Genomic DNA, 20,158 nt, shown 5'->3' on the forward strand with positions numbered 1-20,158 from the left:
GGCGCCACCACTACGAGGGAGGGCGGCGCGATGTCGTGGACGGTCGAGGTTCTGCTGCAGGGCTATCCTGGCAAATCCAAGTACCATGGCGGCCTGGGCTGGAGCACGGTCGCCCTGGCGCGGGGGCCGGGCGGGCGGATCGCGCTGCTGGATACCGGCGGCTTCGGCGCGCGCCGCCGCCTGCTGGCGCAGCTCCAGGAGGCCGGCGTGGCGCCCGAGGCGGTGACCGACCTGCTGCTGACCCACCTGCACTACGACCACTGCCTGAACTGGCCGATGTTCCCCAACGCCACCCCGCATGTCGGTGCCGCCGAGCTGGAGATGGCGCTGGCCCTGCCGGACGGCGACCCGCTCTACCCCGAATTCACCGTGCGCGAGCTGGCCCGCCACCCGCGCCTGCGGCGCCTGCGGGATGGCGGGACGGACCTGCCGGGCGTCCACTACTTCACCGCGCCAGGGCACACGCTGCATCACCTGGTCTTCGTGCTGAAAGGCACGCGGCGCTGCATCTTCTCGGCTGATGTTGCCAAGAATCGCGCCGAGCTGGCCAGCGGGCGTGCCGACATGACGCTCGATGCCGCCGCCCACGCCGCCTCCATCGCCCGGCTGAACGCGCTGTGGCGCGAGGTGCCGGGTACCGTGCTGATGCCGGGCCACGACCTGCCCCTGGCGCTGGACGATGCGGGCCGGATGGTGCCGCTGGGCGAGCGGGCCTGCGCCATCGAGGCCCAACTCACCGAGGAGTTCGGGAACATCACGCGTTTCGACCTGACCGGAGCGGCGCGGCATGGCTGATGACGCGGCTGCGCTAGTGCCGACACGCTGGCTGGAGGGCATCTTCGGCCGCCGGCGCTGCATCGACCTGCCGGCCGTGGCGGGTGGGCCGGCGGTGCTGGCGCGGATGCCCTGGTGCCACCGCGTTCTGCTGGAGAACGTCATGCGTCAGCCGGAGGCGGCGGTGCGCGCGGCCGGCCGGCTGGCGCTGCTCGACTTCCTGGATACCGGGGTGTCGGAGGCGGAGATTCCCTTCGCGCCTGGCCGCATCCTGATGCACGACACCACCTGCGGGCCGGCGCTGGTCGATATCGCGGCCATGCGGGATGTGCTGGCGCAGGCGGGCGGCGACCCGGCGCGGCTCAACCCTGCGGTGCCCGTCGCTACCTCCACCGATCATTCGCTGCCCGTCGATGTTGCCGCCCGGCCGGATGCCGTGCGGATCAACATGGCGAATGAGATGGCGCGCAATGCCGAGCGCTATCGCTTCATGAAATGGGCCGCCGGCATGGTGAGTGGCTTCCAGGTGTTTCCCCCCGGCACCGGCATCATGCACACCATCAACCTGGAGCGGCTGGCCAGCGTGGTCGCGACCGAATGGCGCGACGGCGAGGCCTGGGCGGTGCCTGACACGCTGGTCGGCACCGACAGCCATACGCCGATGGTCAACGGCATCGGCGTGCTGGGCTGGGGCGTGGGCGGCATCGAGGCGGAGGGCGTGATGTTCGACGTACCCGTCTCGCTGCGCGTACCGGAGGTGATCGGCGTGCGGCTGGAAGGCGCCTTGCCGGAAGGCAGCCTGGCGACCGACCTGGCCCTGGCCGTGACGCAGATGCTGCGCGCCGCCGGCGTGTCCGGCGAGTTCGTGGAATTCTTCGGGCCGGGCGTCGGGCGGCTGACCGCCGGGCAGCGCGCGGTCGTCGCCAACATGGCCCCGGAATATGGGGCGACCACCGGCGTCTTTCCGATCGACGACATGACCCTGCGCTATCTGCGGGACACCGGGCGAGACGCGGCGCAGGTGGCGCTGGTGGAAGGGTACGCGCGGGCGCAGGGGCTGTGGCACGAGCCGTCGCAGGCGCCGCGCTACACGCGCGTGCTGGCTCTGGACCTTGCCGGCATCGGCCCCTCGCTCGCCGGTCCGCACCGGCCGCAGGACCGGCTGGCACCGGCGGGCGTGCCGGCGGCGCTGCGTGCGGCGGGGATCGATCCCGCCGCCGGCGAGGTGGCCGGGCTGCCGCCGGATGCCGTGGCGATCGCCGCCATCACCTCCTGCACCAACACCACCGACCTTGGCCTGCTGGTTGCCGCCGGGCTGGTGGCGCGAAGGGCGCTGGCGCTGGGCCTGGGTGTGCCCGGCTGGGTCAAGACCTCCCTGACCCCGGGCTCACCCAGCGCGGAACGCCGGCTGCGGCGGGTCGGGCTGCTGCAGGAGCTGGAAACGCTGGGCTTCGGTATCGCCGGCTATGGCTGCGCCACCTGCATCGGCAATTCCGGCCCATTGCTGCCCGCCGTGGCGGAGGCGGTGCAGCGGGACGGCCTGCGCCCCGTGGCCGTGCTGTCCGGCAACCGGAACTTCCCCGGCCGCGTGCACGCGCAGATCGATGCCGCGCTGCTGGCCTCCCCACCCATGGTCGTCGCCTACGCCATCGCCGGCCGCGCGGCGCTGGACATCAGCCGCGACGTATTGGGCGAGGCGGTGGACGGGCGTCCCGTCCGCCTTGCCGACCTTTGGCCGACGGCCGGCGAGATCGATGCCTTGACGGCGGCCGCGAGCGAGCCGGGCGATATCGCCGCATCGGCGGCGGAGGCCGATCGCTCCGCCGATTGGGCAACCTTGCAGGCACCCGGCTTGGCACGGTTTCCCTGGGATCGCGCCTCGACCTATCTGCGCCCGCCGCCCTTCGTGAACTTCGGGCCGGCGGAGGCGGCGGAGGCATCGCTGGTGGCCCACCCGCTGCTGGTCCTGGGCGACGACATCACCACCGACCATATCTCCCCCGCCGGTGCCATTCCGGCACGCAGCGACGCCGCTGCCTGGCTGGTCGAACACGGCGAGAACCCGGCCGATCTGAATGTCTACGCCTCCCGGCGCGGCAACTGGGAAGTGATGCTGCGAGGGTTGTTCACCAACAAGGCCGCCGTGAACCACCTGTTGCCCAGCCGCGCAGCCGGCCAGTCGGTTTTCGCGCCGACGGGAGAAGTGATGCCGGTATGGCAGGCGGCAGCGCGCTACGCCGAAGGCAGGCTCCCGGTGGTCATCATTGCGGGAGAGCGGTATGGCACCGGATCCTCACGTGACTGGGCGGCGAAGGGTGCCCAGCTGCTAGGCGTGCGGGCGGTGCTGGCGAACAGCTTCGAGCGGATCCATCGCTCCAATCTCGTTGGCATGGGCGTGCTGCCGCTGCGCCTGCCGGAGGGCTGGCGCTTCGACACCATGGGACTGGAAGCCGGAGACCGGATCGAAGTCCTTCTGTCCTCCGCCGTGCTGACACCCCGTGCGGCCGTGCCGATCATCCTTCACCGAAAGGATGGCGACGCGCGCCATGGCACCGCTATGGCTCTGCTGGATACGACGCGCGAAGTGAACCTGATCCGTGCCGGGGGTATCATCCCGACCATTCTACGCCGCGCCTTGAAGGATGGAGCGCCCGGCGTGGTGGAGAAAGGTGAACCACGATGGTCTGGTACGAGCTTCGGTAGAAACTGACACGGGTATTCACCCAGGCTGGAATAGCGATGCGGCGGCTGTCGGAAATTGCGGGTATCGTCCATGCCCGACGACCACACCTGCCGGGCCACGACGGCACTTCGGCTGATCAGGAGGGACAAGGCGGCGTACGAGCGGTATGTTTGAGGGTAGTGACCGAACCCGGACAGCCGCCTCACGATGCCTCAAGAGTTCCCGCACGACGCCAACGGTACCACGGAGCTGCATCGCAGCCTCGCGCGTGACATCCTGCTCCGCCTGCAAGCGGAAAGCGTGAAGCCGGGGGAGAAGCTGTCGCGACTGTTGCTATCGCGGGAGCTGGGGGTATCGCGCACGCCGGTGAACGGGGCCATCGCTTTGCTCGCCAATCTGGGCGTCGTGCGGACGGAGGGTAGGGCGGTACGGTTGGTGGATCCGGGGCTGGACGCCGCCAGGCTCGGTGCCCCGGGGCCATCTCCAGCGGAAGAAGTCGCTGACCTGATGATCCGCCTCGCCCGAGACAGGCGCATAGGGACGCTGCCGGACGAAGTGTCAGAACGCGATCTACTGCAACGCTACAGCGTGCGGACGGCTATCCTGCAACAGGCGCTGCGCCAATTGCTGGAGCTCGGCGCCGTCGGGCGTAATCGCGGCCATGGTTGGCGCTTCCAGTCTGGTTACAACTCAGCCGAGGAGCGACGGGCATCGCATCAGTTCCGCCTGATCGTCGAGCCCGCAGCCCTGCGGGAAGCCGGCTTCCGCCTCGACCAGGCCTGGGTGTCGCAGATGGAGGCCCAGCACAGGGAAGTCGGAGCCTGCCGGTGGGAGGAGTTCGATGCCATCGGTTTCTTTGAACTCAACGCGGCCTTTCACCAAGGGCTCGCCGACGCCTCCGGCAACCGCTTCCTGGGCCAGGCGGTCCAGCAACAGAACCGCCTGCGCCGTTTCTCCGGCTATGGCTGGTCCCGCGGCGCCGCACAGGTCCGCCAATCCGTGTCAGCCCACCTTGATATCCTGCAGGCCCTCAAGCGCGGCGACCGGGAGGCCGCGGCAGCGGCAATGACGGCGCATATCCAGCAAGCAGCCACCTTGATCGACCAGCCACTCGTCCTGGGTCCCTGATTCGCTGCTCTGAACAGAGTTGCACTTTGTCCAGGAAAGTGCATCACTTGGCTCATCCTGATCCACGCCTGGAGCCGCCCCATGCCCAACGCCTTTCCCTTGATCGAGGTCTCCGGTCCGCCGATGAAACGCGGCAGGCAATACGGGCAACAGGCTCGGGAGCGTATTCACACGGGCATCGCCCATTACGGCGCCCAGCTGCGGCGGTTGGGGCTGGATGGGGCGCAGGTGGGCGAGCTTGTGCGGCTTTACCTGCCAATCATCGAGGGCTTCGACGATGGGTACGTGCCTGAGATGCGGGGCATCGCGGAGGGTTCAGGTGCGTCCTTCGAGGATATCGTCCTGCTGAATGCACGCACGGAGATCCTGAAGCTCGCCGAGAAGCCGGCACTGCGCGCACGGCTTGCCGCCGTGTCAGAGGGCTGCACCGCCGTTGCCATCATGCCCGGGGCGGCAGCCGGCGGCGCGCTGGTTCATGCGCAGAACTGGGACTGGAAGGCCGAATGCGTCGAGACCGCCGTGGTGCTGCGCATCCGGCGGGATGACGGGCCGGACATCATGACCTTCACCGAGGCCGGCGGCTTGGCACGATCCGGGATGAATTCGGCCGGCATCGCCATCACCGCCAACTATCTGCAATCCGACCGCGACTACCGCGACGTCGGCGTGCCGCTGGCGCTGATCCGCCGCAAGGTGCTGCAGCAGACCCATGTGGCCCATGCCATGAAGGCCGTCTATTCGACGCCCAAGTCGGCATCGAACAACATGATGATCAGCCAGGCCGGCGGTATCTGCATCGACTTCGAGTGCGCCCCGGACGAAACCTTCCAGGTGCATCCGGAAGGCGGCCTGTTGGTGCATGCCAATCACTTTGTCAGCCCCGTCGCGCTGTCCAAGTTGAAGGATGCTGGCATGGCGATGCATGCCGACACGCTGTACCGCGACCTGCGGGTGCGGGATCTGCTACTGCCGCATCTGGGCTCCGTTACTGTGGATCACGTCAAGGCGGCGTTGGCCGACGATTTCCAGACGCCGTTCTCGGTGTGTCGCCCGGTCCGCCGCAACACGGACGACAACCTGTCGGCCACTGTCGCGACCGTCGTGATGCAGCCGGCCGCCGGCCTCATGGAGGTGGCTCCGCTGCCAGCCGAGGGCGCACGCTTTACGCGCTACACCCTGCCGCAGGATGCCGCGGCGACCCGGGCGGCGGCGGAATAACGGAACAACAGGCCAAGGGCCGGGAAACGTCCCAGCAAGAAAGGATTCAGCATGACGCCGACCCTGCGGCTGACCCGCCGGGCGCTCTGGGGCACCGCTGCCGGCGTGCTGGTCGCTGCGCCTGCGAAGGCTGACGCCGCCCCGAGCCTGACGATCGGGCTGGCGGCGCCGATCCCGACGGTGGACCCGCATTTCTACAACGCTACCCCGTCCAAGATCCTGTCGCTCCACATCTTCGACCGGCTGATCGACCAGACGCAGGAGAACCGTCTGGCGCCGGCCCTGGCCCTAAGCTGGAAGCCGGTGTCGGAGGAAGTGTGGGAGTTCAAGCTGCGGCCCGGAGTCCGCTTCAGCAACGGCAATACCTTTTCGGGTGAGGACGTCCGCTTCACGGTGGAACGCGCCCGCAGCGTGCCAAACAGCCCCGGCGGGTTCGGCGGCGTGGTGCGCCAGATCGCCCGCGTGGAGGTTGTCGATCCCGAGACGCTGCGCATCCACACTCGCGGCGCCTCGCCCAACCTGCCGAACGACCTGTCCAATCTGGCCATCATCTCCCACCGCGCCGGCGCGGATGCCACGACGGAGGACTACAATTCCGGCAAGGCTGCCATCGGCACCGGGCCTTATAAGCTGCTGAGCTTCACGCATGGCCAGGGCATCGAGTTGGAGCGCAACGACGACTGGTGGGGCCCGAAGCCCGACTGGCGGCGGGTGGTGCTGAAGTTTCTGCCGAACGCCGGCGGGCGCAGCGCCGCACTGCTGTCCGGCTCCGTCGACGTGATCGACGTACCATCCCCGAACGACCTGCCGCGCCTGCGGCAGGATTCCCGCTTCAGCGTCTTCTCCCACCAGGGCATGCGGACGATCTACCTGTCCCTGGAGCAAAGCAGCGCCGAGCCCTCGCCTTTTGTCACGGATGCCGCCGGCCAGCCCCTGCCCGCCAACCCCCTGCGGGACCAGCGGGTCCGGCGGGCTCTCTCGGTGGCCATCAGCCGGGACGCGCTGGCCGAGCGCGTCATGCAGCAGACCGCCAGCCCGACCGGGCAATGGTTGCCGCCCGACGCCTGGTCGTACAACCCGGCCGTCGCGGTGCCGGCCTTCGATCCCGATCTGGCGCGACGGTTGCTCGCTGAGGCAGGCTTTCCTCAAGGATTTCGACTGACGCTCCATGTCCCCAATGACCTCCGGCCGACGGATGCGATCACGGCGCAGGCCATCGCGCAGATGTGGACCCGCGTGGGCGTACCCACGACGGTGGAAGCGATCCCGAACGCCAGCCACGCCGCCCGGGCGGCACGGCATGAGTTCGCGGTCAATCTGCTTGGTTGGGGAAGCAATTCGGGTGAAGCGGGCTACGCGTTGGTGAATGTCCTCAGCACGCCAGACAAGGAAACGGGTGCAGGCGCCTACAACCGCGGGGGATACTCCAACCCGCGCCTGGATGCTCTGACCACCAAGGCCATGGCGACGCTGGATGACGAGGCTCGCGAAAAGACGCTGCAGCAGGCAATTGAGGTCGCGATGACCGATGTCGCTATCATCCCGCTGTACCAACTCAGCAACTTCTGGGTGACCCGCAAGGGGCTGTCCTATGAGGCCAGCGGCCACGAGCGCACCAATGCCATGGCAGTCAAATCATCGCGTTAACGGCTATCTTGCTGCTCTGCGCTGCAAAGGCTTGGAGCTGCGATCCCTCACGGCTGAAATATTGTTCAGCATACTGCTCCAGACCCTGACACTGGGGGCTCTGCCGCTTGGCCTGAGAAACTGCTGATCCGGCCTGGGCGATGCCAATAAGTATAGTACTCGGATCGTAACTGGACAATTTCTACACTTCCGCATGAGAAAACGGTGCTGCACGACGATTCAGTAAGCTGAACAGTATCAATTTCGGTTCTGCTCAGCCATTCGTGCCGACCAGTCAAATAACATCGGACGTGGCTGCCGAATTAATTACGAGGCAGACAAGGCCGGTCTCGCCCCTTCAACCAGTGTGTGGCGGCAAGAACGTCCTACGGGCTCACGCTCCGTGGGGCGACTCATCCATGGACATAAGGTTTTGGCGGGATTTGGCACCCCAGCACTTCGGCCAGAGATCCGTTGACAGAAGCCAACCAACGAGCGAAGCTAAATAAGAACTGCTGAAGTTCTTATTTGAACAATACGATTGCGGCCCTGGAGAGACAAGAAAGAGACGTCACGAGGCTTCGCCTTAGTGCGATGGCCGCTCTCCTACGCTGCTGTTTCGGTGCTGGCCTATGGGTCGATGGTCACGCGACTACGGAAGGGAGCCTGAGTTCATGAACGCGATAGACGCCGCCAAAGCGATAGCGATGCTCAGCCAAGTTTCTGCCGCGGCATTGACAGGCTTCATGTACAAAAAGCATGGGATGCGCAGCCGATCCGTGTCGAACGTACGGCCGCTGGACGGCAACACATGCCGCATGGTCGGGCGTGCCTATACCATTCGCTATGTGCCTCAGCGCGAGGACCTAAACGTTGCGACGGATCTCGGCCATCCCGACAGCCTGCTGCTCCGGGCCATGGAAGAGATTGGTGAAGGCGATGTGCTCGTGATGGACATGCAGAGTTGCGCGCATGTGGGCGGCCTCGGCGATGTGCTGATGACCCGGCTGATCCAGGCGAAGGCCGCAGGCGTGCTAGCCGACGGCGGAATGCGTGACGTCGGCGACCTGAAGACCATGGGCCTGCCGATATTCTGCACCGGCCCAGCCGCGCCGCCCGGTCCGGTCGCGATCATGCCGGCTGGCGTACAGGAACTGGTGGGCTGTGGCGGCGTGGCAATTTTCCCGGGTGATTTCGTGGTTGGCGACGACGATGGTGCAGTCATCGTGCCGGCTCATCTGGCGATTGAGGCTGCTGAGCACTGTATCGCTAAAGAAAGACAGGATAGCTGGTCCCGGCAGATGGTCGCGGACGGCCACGGCGTGCGTGGTTACTATCCGCCTGATGCCGAGCGGCTGGCGCAATACCAGGCATGGGTCGCACGACAACCGCCGGGCTGAGCCTGCGAACCGTACCCGGTCAAGATCAAGCTGAAGGTCCGCCATAAGGACCAAAGCACCAAGGGGAGGATACGCGCATGGATAGCACAAAGGGATACCGGCGTCGTGCCTTGCTCGCGGGGGCGGTGGCAGCTGCGGTCGTGCCAGAGTTCCTGCATGCTGCTGAGGCCGGCGAGATCACCTGGCTGGTCACCGATCCCTCCAAGCCGATCGCGACGCAGTTCGCTGCGGAGTTCGAGCAGCAGAATGCTGATCTCAAGATCCGGCTTCAATTCGCACCCTATGCCGATTTGGAAAACAAGGTGCTGATCGCGCTGCGCTCCGGCAGCCCGCCTGATGTGATGGAAGTACAGACCTCCTGGATTCCGTCCTATGCCGGCACCAACAAGCTCAATGACCTCCGCCCGCTCCTGGGCGAGATTGGCCTGGGCACGGAGGCCTTCCTGCCAGCTGCGATCCGGGCCGCCTCGTCCGGCGATAGGGTGCTTGGTATTCCTTATCAGGCCGAAGCGCTGTCGATCATCTATAACCGCCAGTCTTTCCGTGATGCCGGACTGGATCCGGACAAGCCGCCGCAAACCTGGCCGGAGTTGGTGGAGACGACGCGTAGACTGACGCGGCGCGGGCCGGACGGCGCGATGCGGTATGGCTACGGCATCGCCGGCGGCGGACCTGGCGGGCAGAGCAACGTCATCTATCGGGCACTGCCCTATGTGTGGATGAACGGGGGCGACATTCTGGACGCCGAGCTGAAACGGGCTGTCCTGAACAGCCGCGAGTCCGTCGAGGGCGTCCGCTTCTACGCGGATTTCTACCGCACGCTGAAGGTGTCGCCACCATCGACGCTGGAGAATGGTGCGCTGGAACTCCGCCGGCTCTTCCAAGCTGGAGCCATCGCGATGTACCAAGCTACGCCAACAGATTTTGACGTGCTGAGCGCCAACCCAAACCTTGATGTCGGCGTAATGGTGACGCCGCATCCGGAAGACCGCCAAAGTACGGCATTGCTCGGCGGCTGGGCCTTCATCGCGCCGAGTGACGGCCGCAACAAGGCAGGTGCTGAGAGGCTGTTACGCTTTCTGGCCACACGCGAGCATATCGGTGCCTACACCAAGACTTTCCCGGCCCTGACAGCAGCACTGGACCTGCCGCGCTTCAGCCGTCCCGTACTGAAGCCCTTCGCCGACCAGCTTGCGCTGGCCCGCGCGCAGCCGCCAATTCCCGCCTGGGTGCGGATGACAGACGTCTTCTACCAAAGGCTGCAGGAGGTGCTGATTGGTGACCGGACGCCGCAGGCCGCCATGGATGCTGCCGCCGCCGAGATCAACCGGATCCTGGCCTGAACGGAGGGGGCACGAGCAGGGGGGGCGCAATGTCTGGACGACAAGGGCCATGGTTCGTGCTGCCAGCCATTCTGATCCTGGCGGCCTTCGTGGTGTATCCTATCATCGAAACGGTGTTGCTGAGCGTCACCGACCCGTCCGGTGCCTATGTCGGGCTGATGAATTACCAGGAAGTGGTTGAATCGGGCACGACGGCACGTGCCGCGAACAACACCTTGTACTACGTGCTGCTGTCCATCCTATTCGAATTGATCCTCGGCATCGCAGCCGGAATTCTGCTGAACCAGCGTTTCCGCGGCCTCGGCGCCGTACGGTCGATGATGTTGATCCCCTGGGTGATCCCAGACATCGTCGCGGCCACCGCCTGGGCTTGGATGTATCACACGGATTTTGGCGTCATCAACCAATTGCTGCTGATGACCGGCCTGTTGCATGAACCGGTAGGCTGGCTGACTCAATCAGCCACCGTGATGCCTGCGCTGGTCGCGGTGCATGTGTGGAAGGTGTTTCCCTTCGTGGCCATCATGGTTCTGGCGGGGCTTCAGGCCATCCCGACCTCGCTCTACGAGGCCGCGCAGGTCGATGGCGCGGCATTCTGGGACGAAGTGCGCCACATCATGCTGCCGGCGCTCCGCAGCACGATCACGGCGATCACTTTGCTGCTGCTGGTCAACGGCTTCAATTCCATCACCATCGTCTACGCCATGACGCGAGGCGGGCCAGCCAATCGTTCGCTGCTGACCTCAATCCAGATCTTCAAGGAAGCGTTCGAGTACTCGCGCTTCAATCAGGCAAGCGCTCTATCGATCATGTTCTTCATCGTCGTATCGACCGTCATCGCTATCTACGTTCGCTGGACGGCGAAGCAAGCCAGGGCAGACGCATGACCGGAAGCAAGAGAAACGGCTGGGTCTACATTCCCGTAGCGGTGCTAGTGGCCGTGACCGTGCTGCCATTCCTGTGGGTGGTGGTGTCCTCCTTCAAAACATTGGAAGAACTCTACAGCCTACCGCTGCATCTGCTGCCGCAGCACGCTACCCTGGCGAACTACGTCAACGTCCTCTACCAGTCCAACATCCCGCGCTACTTTCTAAACAGCACCATCGTCTCGCTTGGTTCCACCGCCATAGGATTGGTCTTCGCTATCCCTGCCGCCTACGGGTTGGCGCGGTTTCGCTTCAAAGGCAACGGGCTGCTGCAGAGCTTCATCCTGATCTGCCACCTGTTGCCCACCGCGGCGCTGATCATTCCGCTCTATGTGATGTTCGGCTATCTCCGCCTGCTGAACTCCTATGTGGGGCTCATCCTCGCCTATCTGATCCTGACCTTGCCGCTCAGCATCTGGATGCTGACTGGCTATTTCCGCTCCATCCCGGCGGAGCTGGAGGAGGCGGCGGTGATCGATGGCGCGTCGCGCCTGACGGTGCTTTTGCGCATCATGCTACCGCTGTCGTTGCCTGGCGTAGTGGTGATCGTGCTTTACGCCTTCGTGGCCACTTGGAACGAATTCATCTTCGCCCTCAGCTTCGCATCCGACCCCAGCGTGAAGACGCTGCCGATCGGCGTCGCCGAGTTCACCACCTCCACCGATACGGACTGGGGAGCGATCATGGCGGCATCCGTGATCATGACGCTTCCCGTCGCCTTCGTGTTCTTCGCCCTGCAACGGCTGTTCGTCGGCGGGCTGCTCGCCGGCGCGGTCAAGGGGTGAGCCGCATGCCTGTTCCACCACGTCCTGGAGCGCTGTCGTCATGAAGATCGCCCGCATCATCCCATGGATCGTCCGGACACGTGGTACGCCCTGGGGAGAGTTCCTGTTCGTTGAAGTCCGGACCGACGAGGGCGTGACCGGTTGGGGTGAGATTACAACGACCACCCGCATGGCCAACCGCGCGGTCGGTGCCATCCTGCGCCAGCTGAATGATTTGCTGGTCGGCGATGATCCTGAGCAGATCGAGAAGATCTGGCACAAGGTGTTCCGTGCCTTCACCTATATGGGGAGCCGCGGCGCGCCGACGCATTGCATCAGCGCCATCGACATCGCGTTATGGGACATCCGCGGCAAGGTGCTCGGTCTGCCCATCTACAAGCTGCTCGGCGGCAAGGTGCGCGACGACATCGAGCTCTATACCCACCCGGACCAAAGCAAGTTTACGAGCCGCGAGGCGGTGTTCGAGGAGATCCGCGGCATTGTCGAATCTGGTCATACCGCTTTGAAGTTCGACCCCTTCCCACATTACGAGGGCCCCGCACGACGGCGGGACGGCTACCTTCATGGCGAGATGACCCGTGCCGGCGAGCGGACAGCCTGTGAGCTGACCGCCTGGGTGCGCGAGGCGGCCGGGCCGGACATCGAGATACTGATCGACGCGCATGGCCGCTTCAATGTGCCGACAGCAGTACGCCTTTGCCGCGCACTGGAAGACGCCGGTGACATCGACTGGTTCGAGGAGCCGGTACCGGTCGAGAGCTACCACGCCCTCCATCAGGTGCGGGAGCGTATCAACACACATATCGCTGTCGGCGAACGACTGCACACGCGGTGGGACTTCGTTCCAGTGTTGGAGAAGGAACTGGCTGACTACATCATGCCAGACGTGACCTGGACCGGTGGCATCTCCGAGATGAAAAAAGTGGCCACGATGGCCGAGGCGTACTACGTGCCCATCTCGCCACACGATGCAGGAGGCCCGATCAATGTGGTGGCCGGCGCGCAAGTGATGATGACGGTGCCGAACTTCTATAAGTTGGAAACCTCTCATCATGATCTCAGCTACTATGACGTGATGATCCAGGCGCCGCTCGACAACTCAGGCGGCCGCCTCAAACTATCTGATGCGCCAGGTCTCGGTGTCGAGATGAATATGGACTACTTGCACGGTAATTTCTTGGATGGGTTCGGCGAATAACGAAGCGATAGCGCCGAGCAAATCCGATCTGTCGGCTTAATGATATGTGAACAGGGGCTAGCACGCGCTTGAATAAGCGGCCGAGCACAAGCCTCTCCCTCTCATATTCAAGATAAGCTAGCATGGTAGATGCGACGATGCGTCGGCTTCATCGCACTGTGCTGCCAGTGCTGCCAGACTTTCGGAAGCCGGACTATGCATCTCATCGTCGACTTATTCGCTGTTGCCGCACTCAACCTGCCGGTGGTCGACCGAGCCGTGCATTCTGTGCCAGCGATGTCGAAATTGTAGCAGCGGTGCGGACCACGGCTTGGCGGATGCGCTCCATTGCTTCCTCGCTCTTGTCGCCGAGGAAGGGGACGCTGATGGCAGCAACGACATGCCCGTTGGGGTCCCGAATTGGTGCGGCGAAGGCACGCACCAGTCCGGAATACTCGCTGATATCGCTGGACCAGCCCTGGTGCCGGATCGTAGCTAGCTCCGTGCGAAGTACTGCCGGATCGACCGGTGTCTGTGGCGTGTAGGCATGTAGCGGGCGCTGCAATATCTGATCAATCCGCTTGGGCTCAAGATAAGCCATAAGGAGCTTTCCTGCAGCACCAGCGTGATAGGGTAGAAGGCGGCCAGGATTGATCGACAAACCGTATTCATGCGCGGCATGCGCGGTGGCAACGACCAGGATGCCATTATCGCCATGGATCGAAATCTTGCTGGCTTCGTTCGTGGCGTCTGTCAGGCGCTCTAGGTGCGGGCGACCAATCTCTGCGAAATCATAATGGCCACCCTCCACAACCTGGGCCGCTAACGCCAGCAGTCTGGGCCCCAACAAATAGGCCGCGCCGCTGCTGCGCCGGACCATCCCATGGTGTTCCAGCGTGTTCAGGACCCGGTATACTGTGGACCGCGGCAGTGCGAGCGAAGTTGCGATATCCTTGATGGAGGCGCCGCCTTGGCGATGCTGCAGCAGATCAAGGATGTCCATCATCCTGTCGATGATGGGGACACCGTTTTTCAGGCCTTCGTCCGTTTCTCGCGCGTCCGACATGGGTCCCCGAACATTGATATCGTAAGTGACTGAAGAGAAGCTCTTCTCGGCAAGGTAATGCAAGATGCGAAGAGCGGGATCGGCATGGCGCGCATCGTACCCCATCCTGCATAATCCAAACACTGTTTGGCTACTCCCGTGAGCCAGTCTGGTCCGGTAGCTAGCAGCCGTCTTGCTGAGCTTGCGAAGCAGTGCTGCGACGGGGCGAAAGGTCGGTATCAGCGCCGAGGAGCTGTGGTTGAGCAAGGACCAATCCTACCTGCAGCGGAGTACAGAGCATTGAGCGGAGACAATGAGGAGGTTTTTCCGGCGCGGTTTGACTGTTGTTTGGCGCGCCACTGCCGGGGTAAGTGGTACTGCGCTGCAAGCAGAGACCTTATGGTCCACAGCGAGTCTGCCGCTCCTCCATCGGCGAGTAGGGCGGCAAAGCTGGTCCAAGCGCCGCCAAGCTCTTCAACATGATCTCGTAGCACAGGCATCCCCCCCGGAATTAACCTCGATAAGCACGGCATCATGTCGCCAGTATTCAAGGTCGCAGTCTCGGCTCGACCCATCGGCGACATGGTTGACGCGGGCCACAAGCAGTGCCGGGCTGCCGGGGGCCGCACGCAGCGGCTTCGCGGCCTCGGGCGGCAGGGGCGCCGGGAGGATGTTGAAGCGCAGCGAGCCGTAGGTCAGCCCATAGGCGTCGCGGTATAATTCGGTCAGGGACGCCGACAAGTCGTGCTGTAGCAGTCCTGGAAGTGTTTCACCGTCGAGATAATGCTCGACATAGAGCACCGGTCGGTCATCGATGCTGCGCAACCGGCGGATGCACAGCAACGGCTTGTTTTCCGGCGAGCCCATCATCTGCCGGACAAGAACGGGTGGCGACACCAGCGCGGTGTCCAGCAAACAGGTATGGGGCCGGCGCCCCTGGTCGCGGACGCTGCGCTCGAAGTGCCCACGGCTAAGCGGATCGTAGCGGAAGCGCGGGGGCGAGACGAACCAGCCACGCCGCCCTTCGCGAAAGATCAGTCCTTCTGCTTCCAGTCGCAGAAGCACCTCATGCATCGTCACGCGATGCGTGTCGTACTGCGCGCAAAGCAGTCGTTCCGACGGCAGGCGCCCACCCGGTGGGGCGCCGCCTTTGTCCAGCCAGAGCACAAGCGCCTGATGGATCGTTCCCATCCGTCCGCCAGGCACCTTCGCCTCGGTCGGGGCCTCACGCATGGTCATGAAACTTTCGCCATCCTGCCGTCACATCATCCGCTGGACTAGTCTAACCCGGTCCGCAACTCCCCGTCATCCGGGGAAGGGATCGTCAGCGGAGCGCAGTTCATGGCCATTTTCCCGAATTCCTTCCAGGACATGCTTGTCCGGCGCGGTGCCGAGGCACGCGCAATTGACCTTGATGCGCAGTTCGGCACGGGCATGAGCTACCGGGTTGAAACCTCGAAGGGGGAGGTGGCGGCGGCCAGCATTTCCGGCGGAACGCTGCTGCTGGACTTCGCGGCCCTGGGTCACAGCGATGTGCGGGTGGTGGCGACCGACGCCCTGGGCGCGGAAGTCACCGATAGCTTCCGCGTCCGTGTGGCGGGCGAGAACGCTTATACCATCGCGGTGGTGCCGGACACCCAGGACTACACACTGAATGCCTCCCTGAACGCCACCTTCGGGCGCATGACCCAGTGGCTCTTGGACAACAAGGACAGCCACAACATTCAGTTCGTCACCCACGTGGGAGACGTCACCTACAACAACCTTTCCCGTGAATGGGATGTGGCCAAGGCGGCGTTGAGCAAGCTGGATGGCGTGATCCCTTACGCGCTCGGGCCCGGCAACCACGACCTGGCCCCGGGCGGCTCTGCCAATGACCGCAGCCAGGACCGGCTGAGCGAATTCTTTTCGCCAGCCGATGCCGCGGCGCGGGACGACAGCTTCGGCGGCGTCTACGACCGTGAGCCGGCAAGCTACCAGAACAACTACCACACCTTCACGGCGCCGGATGGCACGCCCTGGCTGGTGCTGACGCTGGAATTTGGCCCGCGCGACGATGTGCTCCGCTGGGGCGGCGAGGTGATCGAGGCGCATCTGGACCATCGCGTCATCATCACCACCCACGGCTACATGGCGCTCGACGGCCGCACCGGTCCACTGACGGAGCGTTTGACGGGCGAGAACGGCGGCACCTCCTACGGCGTCGGCAATGACATCCGTGGCGCGGCGGATGGCGACCGCATCTGGACGGAACTGGCCGGCAAATACCCCAACGTCGCCTTCACCTTCTCGGGCCATAACTTCGGCGATGGCGCGCAGACGCAGGTCAGCACCGGCGCCGGTGGGCAGCCGGTGCACCAGATGTTCGTCAACTACCAGAACGGCATCGCGCGCGAGGTCACGGGCAATGGCGACCCGGCGCTGGGGCGTGCCGGCGGCAACGGCGCCATCCGCCTGGTGGTGGTGGACCCGGACAACGACACCGTGTCCACCGAGACCTACTTTGTGGAACTGAACGACTACCTGGACGGCTTTCGCGGGCGGGAGGTGTTCGGTCGCGACGGGCTGACCGGCCCCTACATTGGCCACCAGGAAGAGTTCTCTGGGGTCGACCTGTCCACCCCCGCCGGATTTTCCCTGGCCCGCGCGGGCGACGACCTGTTCGTGTCGACGGCGGGTGAGGAAGCGGTGGTGCGCCTCGATGCCAGCGCCTCGGTGCTGGTGGCCGGCAGCGCCCACAGCATCCTGTGGCGGGACGCGGCGGGCGAGATCCTGGCCACCGGGCTGACGCCGGAACTGCGGCTGGCGGGCGGCGAGCACCGGCTGACGCTGGAGATCACCAACCAGGCTGGGCTGACCACCCGCGACGCGCTGAACGTCACCATCTCCACCCCGGCCACCCTGCTGAGCGAGAATTTCAATGATGGCGACCCGGCGGGCTGGGTCGTGCCGGCGGGCGAGGGCGGCCTGCGCTTCGGCACGGCGGAGGCGCTTGGCGTCGCGCCGCTGCCGGGGGGCGAGGCCGCGTTGCTGGCCTTTCCGAAGTTCGCTGCCAACCAGTGGCTGCAGCTTGACCCCGGCGTCCCGGCGCAGACCACCGATGGCCGCATCACCAGCTACACCCTGGTGATGGACCTGCTGGTGGAGGACGGCGAGGCCTGGACTTCCATCTTCCAGACAGCCACCGGCAACAGCGGCGACGCCGAGATCTATCTGCGCAACAACAACGACGGCACCGCCGGCATCGGCATCTCTGGCAACTACCAGGGCAGCCTGACCTATGGCGCCTGGCACCGTATCGGATTGACCATCGAGCCGGCGGATGGGGGCGGCGTGCTGATCCGCAAGTTCATCGACGGTGCCAAGGTTGGAGAGCAGGTGGTGGCCGATGCCGCGCGCTTCGCGGTGGACGCGGACAAGGGACTGCTGCTGTTCGCCGAGCCCGCCCAGGCGACCTCGGGCGGCGTGGTCGGGCACGTGGTCTTCGCCGGCGGCGCGCTGCCGGAGGCGACCCTGGCGGGCTTCGGTGCCGCGCGCGCCGGCGGCATCCTGGATGCCGCGGCGCCGCTGCCCGGCGCCACGCAGTTCGGCTTCGATGGCGGTGAGCTGCGGGCGGAGATCGGCGCCGGCACGCTCGGGGCTGTGCAGCCCGCCCAGGCGCCGCTGATGAAGGTGGTCGGCACCGTGCATTCCGGCGACGCGGGCGAGGCGGGCCTGGAAGGCCGCCTGCTGGACCGCTCCAATGCCGAGGACAACCTCCTGGTGTGGCAGGGCGAGGGTTCGGACGGCTGGCAGGATTATGTTCTGGACGCCACGCTGCGCTCGCTGGACACCGACAGCTTCGGCGTGGTGTTCCGCTGGCAGGACCCGTCCAACCATTACCGCCTGACGCTGGACGCGGCGGGCGACGCGCGCAGCCTGGTCAAGGTGCAGGACGGCATGGAGACGGTGCTGGCGGAGGTGCCGCAGGGCTACCGGCTGGATGCTGACATGGCGCTGCGGGTTGCCGTCACCGGCAACGAGATCCGCGTGCTGCTGGACGGGCATGACGTCTTCGGTGGCCCGGTGGTGGATGCGAACCCGCTTGCCACCGGCACCGTGGGCCTGCTGTCGGACCGTCAGAAAGGCGCTAGTTTCGACGACGTGCAGGTCACTGCCGCGGCGCTGACCGCCCATGCCGGCAGCGACCTGCGGCTGCTGGATCTTGACGGCGACGGCCGCGCCGAGGTGACGCTGAACGGCACGGCTTCCTTCGGTCCCGAGGCGATCACGGGCTTTCGCTGGAGCTGGGACGGCAAGGGCGCGGCGGAGGGCGCCGTGGCCGGGGCCAGCATAACGACCGGCCGCCATTCCATCACGCTGACGGCCACCGACGCGGCGGGCGCGACCGCATCCGACAGCGTGGCGGTGGAGGTGGTGGGTCGCGAGCGGGTGCTGGCGCATGATGACTTTTCCGCCGGCATGGGCCGCTGGACCGTGGTGGACGAGGGCGACCTGGGCGGTGTCTCCGCCTGGTCCGTGGCCGATGGCCGCATCCGGCAGGACGGCGACATCCACAGCCGGCAGCTCACCTCCAACGGCAATGCCAGCAACGCGGACCCCTGGAACGCGGGCTGGAGCCCGTTGGGTGACGTTGTGTACGGCCTGCGAAAGGGCACTTACGCGCTGTATGACGACGACGCCGCGCAGGGCTGGCAGGACTATTCGGTGGAAGCCACGCTGCGCACGGAGGACACCCAGGGCATTGGCCTGCTGTTCCACTACAAGGATGCCGCCAACTACCTGAAGCTGGAGATGGACCGTGACACGGGCCTGATCCAGGTGCTGCGCATGCAGGACGGTCGTGAGGATCTGGTGGCCCGCACCCTAAACCTCTACGAGGTGGGCGCCGACATGCGCCTGCGTCTGGACGTGCAGGACGGCCGCGTGCAGGCCTGGCTGGACGGCGAGGCGGTGTTCGCCGCCCCCGCGGAAACGGGCCTGCCGCCCGGCGGTACCATTGGCCTGTATTCCTGGGGCAGCCAGGGTGTCTCCTTCGACGATGTCACCGTGATCCGGCTGGAGGCGGTACCGGCCGCCGCCACGCCGGTCGCGGCGGGGCCCGGGGGCGGGCTGCTGGCCGGCACGGCGGGCAACGACCACTTCCTCGGCGGCGCCGGGCAGGACGTGGTGCAATATGCCGGGCTGCGGGCGGAACACGACATCCGCTCCGGTGCCGGGTTGCTGCAGGTGGCCGGTGCGGAAGGCATTGACTTGGTTCAGGACGTGGAAACCGTGCGCTTTCTCGATGGCCGCTATGAGCTGTCCGGCGACAGCACGGCCCACCTGATCGACCGCTTGTACCAGGGGGCGCTGGGGCGGGGCTCGGATGCCGCCGGCCTCGCTTTCTGGGACGACCTGCTGGGCGAAGGTGCCACCCTGGCCACGGTGGCATCGGGCATTCTCGCTTCCGCAGAGGCCGCCGCGCGTCCGGAGGCCGGCAACGCCGCCTTCGTGCAGGAACTGTACCGCACCCTGCTGGGCCGCGAAGCCAATGCCGCCGAAACCGGCTTCTGGAGCGAGGGATGGGAACGGTCGGACGTGCTGCACGGCATCGCCGCCTCACGCGAGGCCGTGACGTTCGGCGGCGACGGGCCCCTGGTCGTGGCGGACCGCGACATGCTGGAAGTGTCACGGGCATATCAGGTGCTGCTGGGCCGCGACGTCGATCGGGACGGGCTGGCTTTTTGGGACGCGCAGTTGGGGGCCGGCCAGCCGCTGAGTGGCGTGCTGTCCGGCATCGCCGCCTCGGCCGAGTTCACGGCCCGTGCCACCATGGCGGGACCGGAGGATGCGAACTTCGTGACCCGCCTCTACGGCGATGCCTTCGACCGCACCCCCACCGCACCCGAGGTCGATTTCTGGGTGTCCCGCCTGGCCGGTAGCGAGCTTGACCGGCGCGAGGTGGCGATCGCCTTTGCCGAGGCGCCGGAAGGGGAAGCAGCGTTGCAGCAACTGGCGACAGACGGCTTCCTGTTCGCCTGACAGGGAAGGGGCGGCCTGTCACACGCCGG

The 20,158-nt window shown here is 65.6% G+C and carries 13 protein-coding genes; 11 read left to right on the forward strand and 2 right to left on the reverse strand.

The genetic code is table 11. From position 1 onward, the window contains the following. Nucleotides 1-30: 30 nt before the first annotated feature. The 10 genes from IAI59_RS18500 to IAI59_RS18545 all read left to right on the forward strand — a co-directional run bounded on the left by IAI59_RS18500 (nucleotide 31) and on the right by IAI59_RS18545 (nucleotide 13,081). Nucleotides 31-795: an MBL fold metallo-hydrolase gene (locus IAI59_RS18500; protein ID WP_207415854.1), complete on the forward strand. Its 765-nt coding sequence runs from the start codon at nucleotides 31-33 to the stop codon at nucleotides 793-795. After that, the gene (acnA, locus tag IAI59_RS18505) at nucleotides 788-3,484 is read left to right on the forward strand and encodes an aconitate hydratase AcnA (protein ID WP_207415855.1); all 2,697 of its coding nucleotides are present in this window, start codon (nucleotides 788-790) and stop codon (nucleotides 3,482-3,484) included. The genes IAI59_RS18500 and acnA overlap by 8 nt, the downstream gene beginning before the upstream one ends. Nucleotides 3,485-3,664: 180 nt before the next feature. Next, complete coding sequence (locus IAI59_RS18510; protein WP_207415856.1) at nucleotides 3,665-4,585, forward strand: GntR family transcriptional regulator; 921 nt, start codon at nucleotides 3,665-3,667, stop codon at nucleotides 4,583-4,585. A gap of 81 nt (nucleotides 4,586-4,666) precedes the next feature. After that, a complete protein-coding gene (locus IAI59_RS18515) occupies nucleotides 4,667-5,803 on the forward strand; it encodes a C45 family autoproteolytic acyltransferase/hydrolase (protein ID WP_207415857.1) in 1,137 nt (378 codons plus the stop codon). A gap of 51 nt (nucleotides 5,804-5,854) precedes the next feature. Further along, nucleotides 5,855-7,450, forward strand: coding sequence for an ABC transporter substrate-binding protein (locus IAI59_RS18520; RefSeq protein WP_207415858.1), 1,596 nt, complete (start codon nucleotides 5,855-5,857; stop codon nucleotides 7,448-7,450). A 653-nt stretch (nucleotides 7,451-8,103) separates the two neighbouring features. Then, entirely contained in the window at nucleotides 8,104-8,829 is a 726-nt protein-coding gene (locus IAI59_RS18525) for an RraA family protein (RefSeq protein WP_207415859.1), read from the forward strand. 77 nt (nucleotides 8,830-8,906) lie between these two features. Then, complete coding sequence (locus tag IAI59_RS18530) at nucleotides 8,907-10,172, forward strand: extracellular solute-binding protein (RefSeq protein WP_207415860.1); 1,266 nt, start codon at nucleotides 8,907-8,909, stop codon at nucleotides 10,170-10,172. A 56-nt stretch (nucleotides 10,173-10,228) separates the two neighbouring features. Next, nucleotides 10,229-11,059 (forward strand): carbohydrate ABC transporter permease, encoded by an 831-nt coding sequence (locus IAI59_RS18535; RefSeq protein WP_207415861.1) that lies wholly within the window; start codon nucleotides 10,229-10,231, stop codon nucleotides 11,057-11,059. Beyond that, the gene (locus IAI59_RS18540; protein WP_207415862.1) at nucleotides 11,056-11,883 is read left to right on the forward strand and encodes a carbohydrate ABC transporter permease; all 828 of its coding nucleotides are present in this window, start codon (nucleotides 11,056-11,058) and stop codon (nucleotides 11,881-11,883) included. The genes IAI59_RS18535 and IAI59_RS18540 overlap by 4 nt, the downstream gene beginning before the upstream one ends. A gap of 40 nt (nucleotides 11,884-11,923) precedes the next feature. Further along, nucleotides 11,924-13,081 carry a mandelate racemase/muconate lactonizing enzyme family protein gene (locus IAI59_RS18545; protein ID WP_207415863.1) on the forward strand — a complete coding sequence of 386 codons (1,158 nt, stop codon included), beginning with the start codon at nucleotides 11,924-11,926 and terminating at the stop codon, nucleotides 13,079-13,081. Between the two features lie 232 nt (nucleotides 13,082-13,313). On the opposite strand, the gene IAI59_RS18550 is transcribed toward IAI59_RS18545, so the two are convergent. After that, nucleotides 13,314-14,231 carry an IclR family transcriptional regulator gene (locus IAI59_RS18550; RefSeq protein ID WP_207415864.1) on the reverse strand — a complete coding sequence of 306 codons (918 nt, stop codon included), beginning with the start codon at nucleotides 14,229-14,231 and terminating at the stop codon, nucleotides 13,314-13,316. Between the two features lie 348 nt (nucleotides 14,232-14,579). Beyond that, complete coding sequence (locus tag IAI59_RS18555; RefSeq protein WP_207415865.1) at nucleotides 14,580-15,344, reverse strand: UTRA domain-containing protein; 765 nt, start codon at nucleotides 15,342-15,344, stop codon at nucleotides 14,580-14,582. 102 nt (nucleotides 15,345-15,446) lie between these two features. Between IAI59_RS18555 and IAI59_RS18560 the strand changes: the two genes are divergently transcribed. Beyond that, nucleotides 15,447-20,129, forward strand: a complete 4,683-nt coding sequence (locus tag IAI59_RS18560) for a DUF4214 domain-containing protein (protein WP_207415866.1) — start codon at nucleotides 15,447-15,449, stop codon at nucleotides 20,127-20,129. Nucleotides 20,130-20,158 lie beyond the last annotated feature (29 nt).

This window comes from Roseomonas haemaphysalidis (assembly GCF_017355405.1).
Classification (GTDB): Bacteria; Pseudomonadota; Alphaproteobacteria; order Acetobacterales; family Acetobacteraceae; genus Pseudoroseomonas; species Pseudoroseomonas haemaphysalidis.

Excerpts from the sequence above, each read along its gene's own strand:
- IAI59_RS18500 (WP_207415854.1), top strand. The coding sequence starts at position 31 with ATGTCGTGGACGGTCGAGGTTCTGCTGCAGGGCTATCCTGGCAAATCC.
- acnA (WP_207415855.1), top strand. The coding sequence starts at position 788 with ATGGCTGATGACGCGGCTGCGCTAGTGCCGACACGCTGGCTGGAGGGC.
- IAI59_RS18510 (WP_207415856.1), top strand. The coding sequence starts at position 3,665 with ATGCCTCAAGAGTTCCCGCACGACGCCAACGGTACCACGGAGCTGCAT.
- IAI59_RS18515 (WP_207415857.1), top strand. The coding sequence starts at position 4,667 with ATGCCCAACGCCTTTCCCTTGATCGAGGTCTCCGGTCCGCCGATGAAA.
- IAI59_RS18520 (WP_207415858.1), top strand. The coding sequence starts at position 5,855 with ATGACGCCGACCCTGCGGCTGACCCGCCGGGCGCTCTGGGGCACCGCT.
- IAI59_RS18525 (WP_207415859.1), top strand. The coding sequence starts at position 8,104 with ATGAACGCGATAGACGCCGCCAAAGCGATAGCGATGCTCAGCCAAGTT.
- IAI59_RS18530 (WP_207415860.1), top strand. The coding sequence starts at position 8,907 with ATGGATAGCACAAAGGGATACCGGCGTCGTGCCTTGCTCGCGGGGGCG.
- IAI59_RS18540 (WP_207415862.1), top strand. The coding sequence starts at position 11,056 with ATGACCGGAAGCAAGAGAAACGGCTGGGTCTACATTCCCGTAGCGGTG.
- IAI59_RS18545 (WP_207415863.1), top strand. The coding sequence starts at position 11,924 with ATGAAGATCGCCCGCATCATCCCATGGATCGTCCGGACACGTGGTACG.
- IAI59_RS18550 (WP_207415864.1), bottom strand. The coding sequence starts at position 14,231 with ATGGGGTACGATGCGCGCCATGCCGATCCCGCTCTTCGCATCTTGCAT.
- IAI59_RS18555 (WP_207415865.1), bottom strand. The coding sequence starts at position 15,344 with ATGACCATGCGTGAGGCCCCGACCGAGGCGAAGGTGCCTGGCGGACGG.
- IAI59_RS18560 (WP_207415866.1), top strand. The coding sequence starts at position 15,447 with ATGGCCATTTTCCCGAATTCCTTCCAGGACATGCTTGTCCGGCGCGGT.